The organism is Bifidobacterium sp. ESL0822, assembly GCF_052606675.1.
In genome coordinates, this window is the sequence record NZ_CP199596.1 from 153,233 (window position 1) to 167,392 (window position 14,160).

The window sequence follows — 14,160 nt, forward strand, 5'->3', positions numbered from 1 at the left end:
CACACATCCATGGCACGTTCCACAGCCCGCAAGCGGGCCTTGAACACCCTGTATGAGGCCGATGAGAAGAGCCAGGATTTCCTCTCCCTGCTGGAGGAGCGCAAGGCTCGGCCGGGGGCGCAGACACCTCTGCCCGCCTATGCCGTGACCATCGTTGAGGGCGTCGCAGAGCACCGTCGAGATATCGATGGGTCCCTACAGACCCATTCCACCCGGTGGCCGCTGAGACGCATGCACGCCATCGACCGCAACATTCTGCGTATCGCCGCCTGGGAGATGCTCTACAACCCTGACGTCCCCGACAAGGTGGCCATCGATGAGGCTCTGTCCTTGGCCAAGACACTGTCGGATGCCGATGCTCCCTCCTTCATCCATGGCGTTCTGAGCGCCCTGGAGCAGGAGAAGGATGAGCATCAGGCTCGTCGTGAACAAGCCGATCGGATTGCCGCCTTGGCTGATGCCGAAGCCGATGCGGTCGTTTCTGATGATGAATCCGACGGTGCAAAAGCAGGGGTTGCAGCCTCCGAACCCGCCTCATCAAAGCCCGCCCATGTTGACAGCGAATTGAACTCGGTAGCGAGGGGATCCGCAGGAGAGGACTCCGATTCCGACCAGGTTCTTGACCATGCGGTCGACCAGTCGGCCCCAAGCTTGGACCAGCTGAAACTGACCTTACCGGATGAACTGACCCCCGGCGTGGATCGTGCTTCAGCCGACTGAGCAATGATCCGAATAAAGGCCGACCGATGTCCTCTGGCTGTTAGGGCATCAGGTCGGCCTTTTGCCATATCCGGACTGGTTGACATGCAGTCTATCCTGCGAAATTTACCCAACGGTCTTTTGGATGATTCGACCGGCATAATCCATGGGGGTCATTAATATGGGTGCGAATATCCGCGGTAATCAAGGGGGTTCGGTGAACCTGAAAGACACCAACACCATCACCTCCGATAGCCGTTTCTCCAATCGGGCCTTGCTCATCCTTGAGGATGGGGAAGTGTACGTGGGGAGAGCCTTCGGAGCGGTGGGCACTACCATAGGTGAAATTGTTTTCTCGACCGGAATGACGGGATATCAGGAAACCCTGACGGATCCCAGCTATGCACGGCAGATCGTTGTGCAGACCTTCCCCCACATCGGTAATACCGGTGTCAACGACCAGGACGGGGAGTCGGACAGGATTTGGGTGGCAGGGTATGTGGTCCGGGAACCCAGCCCCGACTTCAGCAACTGGCGGGCCCGGGGCAGTCTCCACGACCAGCTGGTCGATCAGGGCATCGTCGGCATCAGTCATATAGACACCCGCCGGCTCGTGCGGCACTTGCGTTCTGCAGGTGTCATGCGGGCCGGTATTTTTTCAGGCCCGGAGCCAATGCTCAACGACGGCGGCAGGCCTGGAACCATGCAGGAACTCCTTGACCAGGTCCGTTCGGCCCCTCAGATGAGTGGATCCCACCTGACCGGCGAGGTCAGCACGGACAGGCCCTATATCGTCGAACCAACCGGAGATCGTCAGGGGAGCGAGCCCGTCTGCACGGTGGCGGCGGTGGATTTGGGGATCAAGTCCATGACCCCGCACAGGCTGGCTGAGCGCGGGTGCAGGGTCCACGTACTTCCCGTGGACACCACCATCGAGCAGATACAGGCCCTGGGGCCTGACGGGGTTTTCTTCTCCAACGGTCCAGGCGATCCATCGACCGCAAACGGGGAGGTGTCGCTCCTCAGACAGGTTCTGGATGCCGGACTGCCATTCTTCGGCATCTGCCTGGGCAACCAGCTTCTGGGCCGTGCCCTGGGCTTCGAGACCTATAAGCTGAAATTCGGTCATCGCGGCATCAATCAGCCGGTCATGGATTTGAGCACCGGCAAGGTTGAGATCACCGCCCATAATCACGGATTCGCAGTCAAGGCGCCCAAGGGGGACCCGGTGCCCTCGCCCTATGGTGAAGGCCGGTATGGTCGAGTCCGGGTCTCTCATGTCGATCTCAACGACGGAGTGGTCGAGGGTCTGGAGTGCCTGGATATTCCGGCCTTCTCCGTCCAGTACCATCCGGAGGCGGCGGCTGGTCCGCACGATGCCTCCTATCTGTTTGACAGGTTCGTCACTTTGATGCAGGACGCCAGGGAAGGGAAGGCACATGCCTAAGCGGCAGGACATCCATTCGGTCATGGTCATCGGCTCGGGACCCATCGTCATCGGGCAGGCGGCCGAGTTCGACTATTCGGGGACCCAGGCCTGCCGGGTGCTGCGCGAAGAGGGGATTCGCGTCATCCTGGTCAATTCCAATCCCGCCACCATCATGACGGACCCCGAGATGGCCGATGCCACCTACATCGAGCCCATCGCCCTGCCCTTCCTGGAGCGGATCATCGCCAAAGAGCGGCCCGATGCCCTCCTTCCTACCCTGGGTGGCCAGACCGCGCTGAATGCGGCCGTGGAGCTGGGCAAGGCTGGCGTGCTGGAGCGCTATGGGGTTGAGCTGATCGGCGCTTCGCTGGAGGCCATCGACAGGGGAGAGGACCGTGAGCTCTTCAAGCAGGTGGTGGACCAGGCCGGTGCCGAATCAGCCAGGTCCCGCATCGCCCACAGCCTGGATGAGGCCGAGGCGGTAGCCGGTGAACTGGGCTACCCCCTGGTCGTTCGCCCATCCTTCACCATGGGCGGCCTGGGCTCGGGCATCGCGCATGATCGCGAGGAGCTGAGGCGGATCGCCGGTGCGGGCATCCACTATTCGCCCACCGATGAGATCCTTCTGGAGGAGGGCATCGAAGGGTGGAAGGAGTATGAGCTGGAGCTCATGCGCGACCGCCTGGACAATGTGGTTGTGGTCTGCCCCATCGAGAATGTGGACCCGGTTGGCGTGCACACCGGCGATTCCATCACCGTGGCCCCGGTCTTCACGCTGACTGACCGGGAGTATCAGCGTATGCGCGACATCGGCATTGCCATCATCCGCGGCGTTGGGGTGGACACGGGCGGATGCAATATCCAGTTCGCCGTCAATCCGGAGAACGGCCGGATCATCGTCATCGAAATGAATCCCCGGGTTTCGCGCTCCTCGGCCCTGGCTTCCAAGGCCACCGGCTTCCCCATCGCCAAGATTGCGGTCAAACTGGCCCTGGGATACACCCTGGATGAGATCGAGAACGACATCACCCGATCAACGCCCGCCTCCTTCGAACCGACCATCGACTATGTGGTCACCAAGATTCCACGCTTCACCTTCGAGAAATTCCCCGGGGCGGATACGACCCTGACCACTTCGATGAAGTCTGTGGGCGAGGCCATGGCGCTGGCCGGAAACTTCCGTGAATCCCTGGGCAAGGCCATGCGCTCCATCGACAAGCGGCACATGACCTTCTCCTGGGATGGCCCCCGGCCCGACCAGGCCGAAACGGATCGGTTGCTGGAGGCCATGCACACCCCTACCGAGCATCGCTACCTGCAGATCCAGCGGGCCTTCTGGGGCGGAGCCACTGTGGAACAGGTTCACCAGGCCACCAGGATCGACCCTTGGTTCCTGGAGCAGATCAGCATGATCAATGACCTGGCCCTTCAGGTGCGCCAGTCCGAGGTCCTGGATGAGGATCTGCTGCGCCGGGCCAAGCAATCGGGACTGAGCGATCTGCAGATCGCCCACCTGCGCGGTATGGGCGACCAGGGCGAGGCAGTCGTCAGGGAGCTGCGCTGGGCCTTCGGTCTTCATCCTGTCTACAAAACTGTGGACACCTGCGCAGCCGAGTTCGATGCCGTCACGCCCTACTACTACTCCTGCTATGCCGACGAGTCCGAGCTGCGACCCCGGCAGCGCGAGGCGGTCATCATCCTGGGCTCGGGTCCCAACCGGATCGGCCAGGGGGTCGAGTTCGACTACACCTGCGTGCACGCCGTCCAGGAGCTGGGTAAGGACTATGACACCATCATGGTCAATTGCAATCCCGAGACGGTCTCCACCGACTATGACATGTCGGACAGGCTCTATTTCGAGCCGTTGACCTTCGAGGACGTTCTGGAGATCTACCGGGCCGAGAAGGCCATGGGACCTGTCAAAGGGGTCATCGTTCAGCTGGGCGGACAGACGCCCCTCTCCCTGGCGGCCAGGCTCAAGGCCGCCGGGGTACCCATCCTGGGGACCAGCCCCGAGTCCATCGACCTGGCTGAGAACCGCGAGCTCTTCGGTCAGGTGCTCAGCAAGGAGCATCTGAACGCTCCTCGGTACGGCACCGCCCTTTCCCTGGATGAAGCCAGAGATGCTGCCCATGCCATCGGTTACCCGGTTCTGGTCAGGCCCTCCTATGTGCTGGGCGGACGAGGCATGGAGATTGTCTATGACGATCAGCAACTGGCCACCTACGTGGATCGCGCCCTGGAGGAGGCCAAGGCCGATACGGTGGTCTCTGGCCGCCTGCCCTCGCCCCTGCTGATTGACAAGTTCCTTCAGGATGCCATCGAGATTGATGTGGATGCCCTCTATGATGGGCAAGAACTCTACATCGGCGGGATCATGGAGCATGTGGAGGAGGCTGGGGTCCACTCCGGGGATGCTGCATGCACCCTGCCACCATCGACTCTCTCTGACGACCAGATCAACCGGTTGCGGCAGGCTACATTGGCAATAGCCCAGGGTTGTGGGGTCCAGGGACTGATCAATGTTCAGTATGCCTTCATGGCCAATACCCTCTATGTGATCGAGGCCAATCCCCGCGCCTCCCGGACCGTTCCTTTCGCTTCCAAAGCCACAGGCACGGCACTGGCCAAGGCTGCGGCGCGAATCATGGTGGGGGAGACTATCGAGCAGCAACGAGCCAATGGTCTGCTCTTGCCTGTTGGCGACGGCGGCATGGTCCGTGTCGGCCAGCCTGTGGCTGTCAAGGAGTCGGTCCTGCCCTTCAAGCGCTTCCGCACTCCGGTTGGCCGGACCGTGGATATCCTGCTTGGTCCGGAGATGCGTTCCACCGGAGAGGTCATGGGTTTCGATCGGGACTTCCCGCATGCTTTCGCCAAGAGCCAGCTGGCCGCATACCAGGGCGGATTGCCCGCCGGTGGGGTCGCCTTCCTGTCGGTCAATGACGCGGACAAGCGCCAGCTGCCCATGCTGGCCGCCCGTCTACTTGATCAGGGCTTCAGCATCTGCGCCACCAGTGGCACGGCTTCCGTCCTGCGTCGGTACGGCTTCGACGTGGCTGTTGTCGACAAGATCAGCGATGGGGAGGAGCAGGGGCAGGCCTTCACTGATGCCGACGGGGTAAGACATATGGGCCGAAATCCTGTCCAGCTTATCGAGGACGGGGCCATCGACATGATCCTCAACACGCCCAGCTCCAGGGGTTCGCGCTCCGATGGCTATCTGATTCGCGTGGCTGCCATAGCAGCTGATCTGCCGCAGTTCACAACCATTACCGAGTTCTCAGCTGCCCTGATGGCCATTGACGTGGTCAAAAAAGACGACTATGAGGTCATGAGCATCCAGGAACACGCGGCACGGCTGCTGGAGCTGGAGAAGGCCAGGTAGGTGCTGGCTATATGATTGACCCATGTTCCGGTCCAGTTACGCCGGAGGGTGACCTTTAGGAAAGGAAGTGGCCGTGTCAGCGATCAGCGGTGCCGACATGTCGAGTCAGGACTCTTCTCAGGACTCTTCGGGGGAACAGACCGGGAGGCAGGGGAAGACAGGCGGCCGGTTGATTGTGCTGACGGGGCCCACAGCCGTCGGCAAAGGTACTGTGGAAGCAGCCCTGCGCCATGCTCACCCGGAGGTCTGGGTCTCCGTCTCGGCTACCACCCGGGCACCTCGTCCAGGCGAAAAGGACGGCGTCACCTACTGGTTCATGGATGAGCAGGAGTTTGCCCGCAGGGAGGCTGCCGGAGATTTTCTGGAGACCGCCCTGGTCCATGGCATGTCCTACTACGGCACTCCCTTGCAGCCGGTCCTGGATCATCTGGCAGCAGGTGTGCCCACAATTCTGGAGATCGACCTGCAAGGGGCGCATCGTGTACGCCAACGGGCGGGGGAGCTGGGCCTGGAAGTCTTCTATATCTTCCTGGCGCCGCCCTCATTCCAGGATCTGGTCACCAGGCTGAACATGCGGGGAACTGAAAATGAGGAGCAGCGGGCCCGCAGGCTGGAGACCGCCAAGGTGGAGCTGGCCTCCGAGGATCAGTTCGACCAGGTCATAGTCAACGACAGCGTGGATAAAGCAGCCCGGACGCTTTGGGAAGCAATCGCCAAGGAGTATGCTCTCTGAGCACTGGCTTTTACTTAAGAAGAGTTAAAAAATCCCTCAATCGGTTTCGTGCCCGATTGAGGGATTTTGGTATATTAATTCAGACCCGACAGCCGGTTGATCAGGTCGGGGTCGCGTGTGGCGCCCTTGTCAGCCGAACGGGCGAAGGCGGCGTAGGCCTTAAGCGCCAGGGAGACCTTACGGTCCCTGTGGGCCACATAGCCTTCGCCGGCCTCCAGTTCTGCGCGGCGTTGGGCGAGTTCCTCATCGCTCAGCTCGACGTCCACACGTCGGTTGGGGATGTCGATGCGAATCATGTCGCCGTTGCGGATCAAGGCGATGGGGCCCTTGCTGGCAGCCTCGGGAGCGATATGGCCGATGGCCAGGCCTGATGAGCCGCCGGAGTAGCGGCCGTCGGTCAGCAGGGCCACATCCTTGCCGATTCCCTTGCCCTTGACGAATGAGGTGGGGTAGAGCATCTCCTGCATGCCTGGACCGCCCTTGGGTCCCTCATAACGGATGACCAGGGCCTGGCCCTTGTGCAGGGTGCCGTTGAGTATGACCTCCACGGCCTGCTCCTGTGATTCGACAACCAAGGCCGGTCCGCGGAAGTTCCAGATCTCCTTGGGCACGCCTGCGGTCTTGACCACACAGCCGTCGGGGGCCAGATTGCCGCGCAGTATAGCAAGACCGCCTTCGGAGACGGCCGGGTGATCCAGGTCGTGAATGGCACCATTGACGCGGTCGGTGTCCAGATCCTTCCATTCCTTGGACTGGTTGAAGGGCTCGGGGGAGGTGATGTGTCCGGGCGCTGCGTGGTAGAGCTCCTTGGCCTGGTCCAGACAGGTGGGTCGCATGATGTCCCAGTCGTTGAGCTTGGACTCCAGGTCCGGGTAATCAATGGAATGCGTGTCCTTATGCAGTACCCCGCCTCGATCCAGCTCACCCAGGATGCCGCAGATGCCGCCAGCCCGGTGGACGTCGGATATCTCCCAGTCTCCGGAGGGGGAGGCCTTGCAGATGCAGGGGACCGTGTGGGAGATGCGCTCGATGTCGTCCAGGGTGAAGTCCACATCCGCCGACTGAGCGGCGGCCAGGATGTGCAGGACGGTGTTGGTGGATCCTCCCATGGCCACGTCCATGGTCATGGCGTTTTCGAAGGCTTTCTTGGTGGCGATGGAACGCGGTAGGACCGAGTCGTCGTCATCCTGGTAGTACCGGTTGGCGATTTCGACGACCAGCTTGCCAGCCCGCTCGAAGAGCATCTTTCGGGCCGTGTGCGAAGCCAGAGTGGTGCCGTTGCCGGGCAGGGCCAGACCCATGGCCTCGGTCAGGCAGTTCATTGAGTTGGCGGTGAACATGCCGGCGCAGGAGCCGCAGGTGGGGCAGACGGTCTTCTCCAAGGCCAGCAGGCCAGCATCGTCGATGCTGTCGTCAGCCGAGGCGTACATGACGTCAATCAGATCGGTGCTCTCTTTGACTGTTCCGTCAGGCATGACCGTGCGTCCTGCCTCCATGGGGCCGCCGGAGACGAAGACCGTGGGAATGTTCAGACGCAGAGCGGCCATCAGCATGCCCGGCGTGATCTTGTCGCAGTTGGAAATGCAGATCAGGGCATCGGCACAGTGGGCGTTGACCGAGTACTCCACGGCATCCGCGATCAGGTCACGGCTGGGCAGGGAGTAGAGCATGCCCGTATGGCCCATGGCGATGCCGTCGTCCACGGCGATGGTGTTGAACTCGCGGGGGATGCCGCCCGCCTCCTTGACGGCCTTGGAGACCATGCGCCCTACCTTGTTCAGGTGGACGTGGCCGGGCACGAACTCAGAGAAGGAGTTGGCGATGGCCACGATGGGCTTGCCGAAGTCCTCACCCTTGACGCCAGCGGCACGGTAGAGAGCACGGGCGCCCGCGAACTCTCGTTCCTTCATCAATTTGGCTGATCGCATCTGCATAGTTTCATTCAAGTGAACAGGGACAGCGACGGCCCGAACATGACCACATGTTGGAATTTTCGGCGTGTTTGCAATGCTTTTCCCGGCAGCAAAGCATCTGAGGCTAAAATCGAGCCCGGGCGGTAAAATCATACAGATTGAATGAATGGTTCATCCAGTTGAATTGGAGAAACATCTTATGGCATTCGGTACCGAGCCCCATCCGCAGGGATTTGCGAATCCTCCCATCGACGATCTTATGAAGCACGCCGATTCGAAGTATGCGCTGTCCATTTTCGCGGCCAAGCGGGCCCGTCAGATCAATTCCTATTTCACACAGCTCAATGAGGGCCTGTTGCAGAACGTCGGCCCCCTTGTCGAGTACCAGAACCAGGAGAAGCCCCTGTCCATCGCTTTCCGCGAGATCAATGAGGGCCTGCTTGAGGAGACCCTGGGCGAGGACGATCTGAGCGAAGGCAACTGAACCTTTCGACTCTCAGTGCAGGGTCCTCGGGCGGTGACGGTTTCAAGGTAAAGGTGGATGAAATGACAGAACGACGGCTGATTTCGGCCGAGTCGGTGACCGAGGGCCATCCTGACAAGGTCTGCGACCAGGTTTCCGATGCCATCCTGGACGATCTGATCGCCCAGGATCCGCACTCGCATGTGGCTGTGGAGACATCGGCGGCGACTGGCCTCTTCTTCGTCTTCGGAGAAGTCTCATCCCAGGGCTACACGGACATTCAGTCCCAGGTCCGGTCGGTGCTGCGCAGGATCGGCTACACCTCATCCGATATTGGATTGGATGCGGATTCCTGCGGCGTGACCGTGGCCCTGAGCGAGCAGAGCAAGGAAATCAACCAGGGTGTGGAACGGCTGTCGGCCAGCCAGGAGAGCGCTGCCACCCGTGAGGAGCGTTACCAGTCCCAGGGGGCCGGCGACCAGGGGGTCATGTTCGGTTACGCCTGCGATGAGACAGACACGCTCATGCCCCTGCCCATCCATCTGGCGCATCAGCTGGCCTTCCGACTGGCGCAGGTGCGCAAGGATGGGATCATCCCTCATTTGCGGCCTGACGGCAAGACCCAGGTCACCATCGAATACGATCAGAATGACCGCCCCCGCCGGGTGGACACGGTCCTCATCTCCACCCAGCACGATCCCGAGGTTGGGCATGACTGGCTGCAGGAGCAGTTGACGGAGCATGTCATCACGCCCGTTCTGGATCGCGTTTGCGGCAAGGCCGTCGAGCACCAGGGCTACCGGGTGTTGGTCAATCCGACCGGCTCCTTTATTCTGGGCGGCCCTGCGGCTGACGCAGGACTGACCGGACGCAAGATCATTGTGGACACTTATGGCGGTGCGGCCCATCATGGAGGCGGTGCCTTCTCCGGCAAGGATCCCAGCAAGGTCGACCGGTCCGCTGCCTACGCCGCGCGTTGGGTGGCCAAGAACATAGTGGCCGCTGGACTGGCGCACAAGGTCGAGGTCCAGGTGGCCTATGCCATTGGCGTGGCCGATCCGGTCAGCGTCAACGTTGAGACCTATGGCACCGAGCAGGGGGTCAGCCGAGATCAGATCCAGCAGGCCGTGCGCGAGGTCTTCGACCTGCGGCCCGCTGCCATCATCGATGAGCTGGATCTGTTGAGGCCCATTTATGCCAAGACTGCAGCCTATGGGCACTTCGGCCGGGAGGATCCCGACTTCACCTGGGAGCAGGTGGACAAGGTGGGCGAGCTCAAGGCCGCCATCGGCATGACCAGGTAGTAGCTGTTCATCAAGGGCCACGGCGGGTTCCCAGGTCATCGACTGGGGAATCCGCCGTGGCTCTCTTAATTGTCAAAGCGAGGGGAGGAGCCATGGATTCGCAGGAAGTCAGTCAGCCCGCCCTGGACGGTCTTGCTCCGCGCCGTCGTTCGAGCAGCAGTCGAAAAAAACCTCCGCGCCGACCGGCCGATGAACTCCCTGTGGCACGGGTGGTGCTGGACGTGCAGGCCACTCATCTGGGTGGGACCTTTGATTATCTGGTGGATGCCGACCAGGACGGTCATGCACAGCCGGGATGCCTGGTTCGCGTCCGGTTCGGGGCGCGCAGGGTCAACGGCATCATCTGGGCACGTGTGGCAGACAGCCAGGTTTCCCGCGCCTCCCTGCGCTTCCTGGAGCGGGTGGTGTTGGATCGCAGCCTGATTTCACCTTCTCTGCGCGCGGACATCACTGCCATCGCCAGGGCCTATGGAGGTACTGAGGCCAACATTCTGCGGCTGGCTCTGCCCCCTCGTGTGGCCCGCATCGACAAGGAGCAGCAGCTGGTTCCCGGTCAGCCTCGATTGGCGTCCGACCCTGCCTGGGTGGCAGGCCTGGCCCAGCGGCAGAAGAATCTGAAACAGGAGCTTGATTCGGGCTATCAGGGACTGAAGAAACTGGATCAGTCGCTGGAAGAGGATACCTTCGCCGCCTATCTGACTGACATTCTGCCCGGTATGGACCAGGCCGCTCTACTTGCTGCCAGGGTACTGATAGAGGCCCTGCTGGCCGGTCGATCGGCGGTTATGGTATTGCCGGGCACCCGTCAGGTGGCTCATCTGTCCGCAGTCCTCCAACAGCTGGGGTTGCATCCCTTCGGTCCTCCCGTCACCGCAGGCCCTGGACACCAGGAGGCCCACGGCTGGTCCGGTGATTTCGCCATTCTGGACAGCGGCATGGCTCCTGCCGAACGCTACAGGGCATACCTCGCGCTGGCCTCAGGCCAGGTCCGCTGCGCCATCGGGTTGCGGGCTGCCATGTACGCCCCGGTGGAAGGTCCCGCCCTCTTCGCTCTGATGGACGATGCCAGCTACCAGTACGCCGACGGGATGATGCCCTACGCCAATGCCCGGGGAGTGCTGAGGCTGCGGGCGCGTGCCCACGGCGGTGTCTTCCTGGCCATGTGCCGTGCCAGAAGCGTGCGTTCCCACTGGGAGAGTCTGCCCGAAGCCATTGAAGCAGAATCCGGAGTGACCGGTCCAGGCACAGCCTTGACGCTTGACCGGTCTGCAGTGACGACCCTGCTGCCTTGGATTCGCTGGCTCAACCGAGAGGAACTAAGCCATCTGGCTGATCCGACCATAGGCGCCCGGGTTCCTCACACCGCCGTCGCCGTTATAAACAAAGCCTTGGAGCGTGGTCCGGTTCTACTGTCCATCCCTCAGGACGGCATCTTCGAAAGCCTGAGTTGTGCTCGCTGCCATCATCAGGCTCGTTGCTCGCGTTGCACCGGGCCCCTGCGGGCGCGGCGGCCTGGCGCGCCCCGATGCGCTTGGTGCGGGGCTGCGGCCACGGACTGGTCTTGTCCGGATTGCGGGGGTTCACGGCTCCGAGTGGTCAGGGTAGGCGCCGCCGGGACGGCACAGGAGCTGCGCATGCTTTTCAGAAATGTACCAATCGTCATATCTTCGGCCAGTCAGCCCCGTGGGGTGGTCGAGCGTGTACAGGATCGTCCCAGTCTGGTCATCGCCACCCCGGGCGCTGAGCCCAGGGTGGTTGGCTCGAGCGTCGATGGCAACAATAACAATAAGGACACCGGCGATTCGGGTTTGCCACGGCTGTCGCGAGGATACCGGGCCGTGGCCATTCTGGATGCCTGGACCAGCCTGTATGCCCCTGGCGTCGATGCACGTATGGACACTCTGGGAGCCTGGATGCGCGTGGCATCATTCTGTCGCCCCCGGGCCAAGGGGGGGCAGGTGCTTCTTCTGGGAGAGTGTGATCCACAGCTGGCACAGGCGTTGATGACCTGGCAGGGGCCGGTGTTGGCGGCTGCCGACCTGAAGGACCGTCGGCTGACTGCCATGCCCCCTGCGGTCGGCATGGCTGCAATCTGGGGCGAAAGGGAGGCCGTCATCTGGATGCTGGACGCCGTCGGGATCGCGCCGGGTCAGGAGGCTGTGACAGAAGTTGGCCCTGAGCCGGTCCCTGCCCTACTTGGGCCTGTGCCCATACCAGCGCCGTCCACACTGAAAGTGGGTTATCTGGAAGGAACCCAGGATAGGGTCAGAGCCTTGGTTCGGGTGCCCACCAGCCGCCGGGACAAGCTGGCTGACGATCTCAAGCAGGCTCAGGCCAGGTACGTGGCCGGTCGCGGGCGAGGAGAGCTGCGCTTCCGGATGGATCCCAAGGATCTGACCTGATTGGCGCTCCAGGCGGATATGCACGGGGTCTATGCGGCGTGGTTTCATGAGGGGGCGCAGGAGAGGCGCATATGAACGGATTCAGGAAAGGCGGAGAGTCATGAAGGGATGGCCGGGCGAGATCCGGGTTGAGGCAGATGTGATCCAGGCTGAGCAGGAAGCGGCTCAAGCCCAGGGTCGGCCCATTGAACAGGTCATCTTTGACTTCGGCAATGTCCTGATTCGTTGGCAGCCCGAGATGGCCATGGTGGCCCGATACGGGCGCAGGAGCATCGAGGCCATGCTGGACGATAGCCGTTCCGGCTTCTACCGGGCCAACAACATGATGGACGGCGGAGCCACCTGTGCCCAGGCCCGTGATTGGGTGGGCGCCAACTGCGGGGCTCCCTGGGATGCCATGTTCGCCTACTACTGTGACCACTTTGTCGATTCACTGACCGGTCCTGTTCCCGGTGCCCGCATGCTGGTGGAGGACCTGAAGGCGGCTGGTATAGGCGTCTGGGGGTTGACCAACTGGGGTGCCGAGCTCTTCCATTACGCCTGGGACGGCGACTCCTTCCTGCATAGGCTGGATGGGGTGGTGGTCTCCGGGCCCATCCACATGCGCAAGCCTGACCCGGCCATCTACCACTATGCCCTTGATCAGTTCGGAATCCAAGCTGACAGAACCCTCTTTGTGGATGACAAGGGTATGAATGTAGTGGGTGCCAACAAGGCCGGCATCCGCAGCCTGCGATTCAGTGACCCCTACGGATTGCGCACCGCCCTGATCGAGGCAGGGGTGAATATTCCTCAGGTGCAGTGAAATGCAGAGGTCGAAAGCCGCCAGATGAAAAGGAGATTGCCGATATGGTCATGACATTGCTGTTTGCGGGCACACCTCAGGTCGCTCTGCCATCTCTGAGATTGCTGGCGGCCGACCAGGAGCATTTCCGGGTTGCTGCCGTGCTCACCAGGCCCGACGCTCCCCAGGGTCGTGGAAGGCATCTGCATCCCAGCCCGGTCAAGGCTGAGGCCCTGAAGCTGGGGATTCCCGTTCTTGAGGACAATCCTTCCGATCCGGATTTTCCGGCGCGGCTGCAGGATACGGGTGCCAGTTATGCGGCTGTGGTCGCCTACGGGCGGATTCTGCGCCAGCCGGTCCTGGATGCCTTTGAGGGTGGCTGGTACAACCTGCACTTTTCCCTGCTGCCGCAGTGGCGGGGTGCAGCGCCGGTCCAGCGTGCCATCTGGGCCGGGGATACCATCACTGGAGCCACGGTCTTTCGGCTCACGGCCGGTATGGATGAAGGGCCCATCCTGGCCCAGTCCACGGTGGAGATCGGACCGCACGAGACCTCGGGCGAGCTGCTGGGTCGGCTGGCTGAGGACGGATCCCACCTGCTGGCTGCCAGCCTGGAGGCCCTTGCGGAAGGTCGGATTCAACCCAAGGAGCAGCCGCAGGGTGCCTACCAGGTGGCTGCCAAAATCACCCACCAGGATGCCCGCATGCGTTTTGACGTGCCCGTCTTTGCCCTGGATCGGCAGATCCGGGCCTGCAGCCCGGAACCGGGAGCCTGGTGCATGTACCGGCAGGGCGATGATCCGCAGGACGGGCAGACGGGACTGACCGTACTCAAGGCTGCACCAGCCCGAGGGGATGAGCCCGGTCTTCCCTCGCATTTGGAACCGGGTCGCCTGGCCATGGACCGTCGCCACCTCTGGGTGGGCACCAAGACCCTGCCACTGGAGCTGCAGATGGTCAAGGCTGCCGGCAAGCGTGCCATGAAGGCCATGGACTGGGCCCGCGGCGCTCGCTTGGAGGAAGGGGCATGCTGCAGCTGAGCCCTTCC

10 protein-coding genes are annotated in these 14,160 nt (G+C 62.1%); 9 read left to right on the forward strand and 1 reads right to left on the reverse strand.

Annotated elements, in window-relative coordinates; all coding sequences use genetic code 11:
- Positions 1-9: 9 nt before the first annotated feature.
- The 4 genes from nusB to gmk all read left to right on the forward strand — a co-directional run bounded on the left by nusB (position 10) and on the right by gmk (position 6,246).
- The gene (gene nusB / locus ACUIAF_RS00660; protein ID WP_445338715.1) at positions 10-720 is read left to right on the forward strand and encodes a transcription antitermination factor NusB; all 711 of its coding nucleotides are present in this window, start codon (positions 10-12) and stop codon (positions 718-720) included.
- A 196-nt stretch (positions 721-916) separates the two neighbouring features.
- Positions 917-2,146, forward strand: a complete 1,230-nt coding sequence (gene carA / locus ACUIAF_RS00665) for a glutamine-hydrolyzing carbamoyl-phosphate synthase small subunit (protein ID WP_445338716.1) — start codon at positions 917-919, stop codon at positions 2,144-2,146.
- Positions 2,139-5,513 (forward strand): carbamoyl-phosphate synthase large subunit, encoded by a 3,375-nt coding sequence (carB, locus tag ACUIAF_RS00670; RefSeq protein WP_445338717.1) that lies wholly within the window; start codon positions 2,139-2,141, stop codon positions 5,511-5,513. Before carA ends, carB begins: the two co-directional genes overlap by 8 nt.
- A gap of 97 nt (positions 5,514-5,610) precedes the next feature.
- Entirely contained in the window at positions 5,611-6,246 is a 636-nt protein-coding gene (gene gmk / locus ACUIAF_RS00675; RefSeq protein ID WP_445339202.1) for a guanylate kinase, read from the forward strand.
- A 74-nt stretch (positions 6,247-6,320) separates the two neighbouring features.
- On the opposite strand, the gene ilvD is transcribed toward gmk, so the two are convergent.
- On the reverse strand, positions 6,321-8,180 hold the full coding sequence (gene ilvD / locus ACUIAF_RS00680) for a dihydroxy-acid dehydratase (protein WP_445338718.1): 1,860 nt from the start codon (positions 8,178-8,180) through the stop codon (positions 6,321-6,323).
- 178 nt (positions 8,181-8,358) lie between these two features.
- On the opposite strand from ilvD, the gene rpoZ reads away from it, so the two are divergent.
- The 5 genes from rpoZ (at position 8,359) to fmt (ending at position 14,152) form a co-directional block, all read left to right on the forward strand.
- Positions 8,359-8,643 carry a DNA-directed RNA polymerase subunit omega gene (gene rpoZ / locus ACUIAF_RS00685; protein WP_015022131.1) on the forward strand — a complete coding sequence of 95 codons (285 nt, stop codon included), beginning with the start codon at positions 8,359-8,361 and terminating at the stop codon, positions 8,641-8,643.
- Positions 8,644-8,705: 62 nt separating this feature from the next.
- On the forward strand, positions 8,706-9,926 hold the full coding sequence (gene metK / locus ACUIAF_RS00690) for a methionine adenosyltransferase (protein WP_110417403.1): 1,221 nt from the start codon (positions 8,706-8,708) through the stop codon (positions 9,924-9,926).
- Between the two features lie 92 nt (positions 9,927-10,018).
- On the forward strand, positions 10,019-12,328 hold the full coding sequence (locus ACUIAF_RS00695) for a primosomal protein N' (RefSeq protein ID WP_445338719.1): 2,310 nt from the start codon (positions 10,019-10,021) through the stop codon (positions 12,326-12,328).
- 100 nt (positions 12,329-12,428) lie between these two features.
- On the forward strand, positions 12,429-13,133 hold the full coding sequence (locus tag ACUIAF_RS00700; RefSeq protein WP_015022128.1) for an HAD family hydrolase: 705 nt from the start codon (positions 12,429-12,431) through the stop codon (positions 13,131-13,133).
- 44 nt (positions 13,134-13,177) lie between these two features.
- Entirely contained in the window at positions 13,178-14,152 is a 975-nt protein-coding gene (gene fmt, locus ACUIAF_RS00705) for a methionyl-tRNA formyltransferase (RefSeq protein ID WP_445338720.1), read from the forward strand.
- Positions 14,153-14,160 lie beyond the last annotated feature (8 nt).

Coding starts and splice junctions, on each gene's coding strand:
- ilvD (WP_445338718.1), bottom strand. CDS start 8,180: ATGCAGATGCGATCAGCCAAATTGATGAAGGAACGAGAGTTCGCGGGC.
- metK (WP_110417403.1), top strand. CDS start 8,706: ATGACAGAACGACGGCTGATTTCGGCCGAGTCGGTGACCGAGGGCCAT.
- carB (WP_445338717.1), top strand. CDS start 2,139: ATGCCTAAGCGGCAGGACATCCATTCGGTCATGGTCATCGGCTCGGGA.
- ACUIAF_RS00695 (WP_445338719.1), top strand. CDS start 10,019: ATGGATTCGCAGGAAGTCAGTCAGCCCGCCCTGGACGGTCTTGCTCCG.
- nusB (WP_445338715.1), top strand. CDS start 10: ATGGCACGTTCCACAGCCCGCAAGCGGGCCTTGAACACCCTGTATGAG.
- gmk (WP_445339202.1), top strand. CDS start 5,611: ATGTCGAGTCAGGACTCTTCTCAGGACTCTTCGGGGGAACAGACCGGG.
- rpoZ (WP_015022131.1), top strand. CDS start 8,359: ATGGCATTCGGTACCGAGCCCCATCCGCAGGGATTTGCGAATCCTCCC.
- ACUIAF_RS00700 (WP_015022128.1), top strand. CDS start 12,429: ATGAAGGGATGGCCGGGCGAGATCCGGGTTGAGGCAGATGTGATCCAG.
- fmt (WP_445338720.1), top strand. CDS start 13,178: ATGGTCATGACATTGCTGTTTGCGGGCACACCTCAGGTCGCTCTGCCA.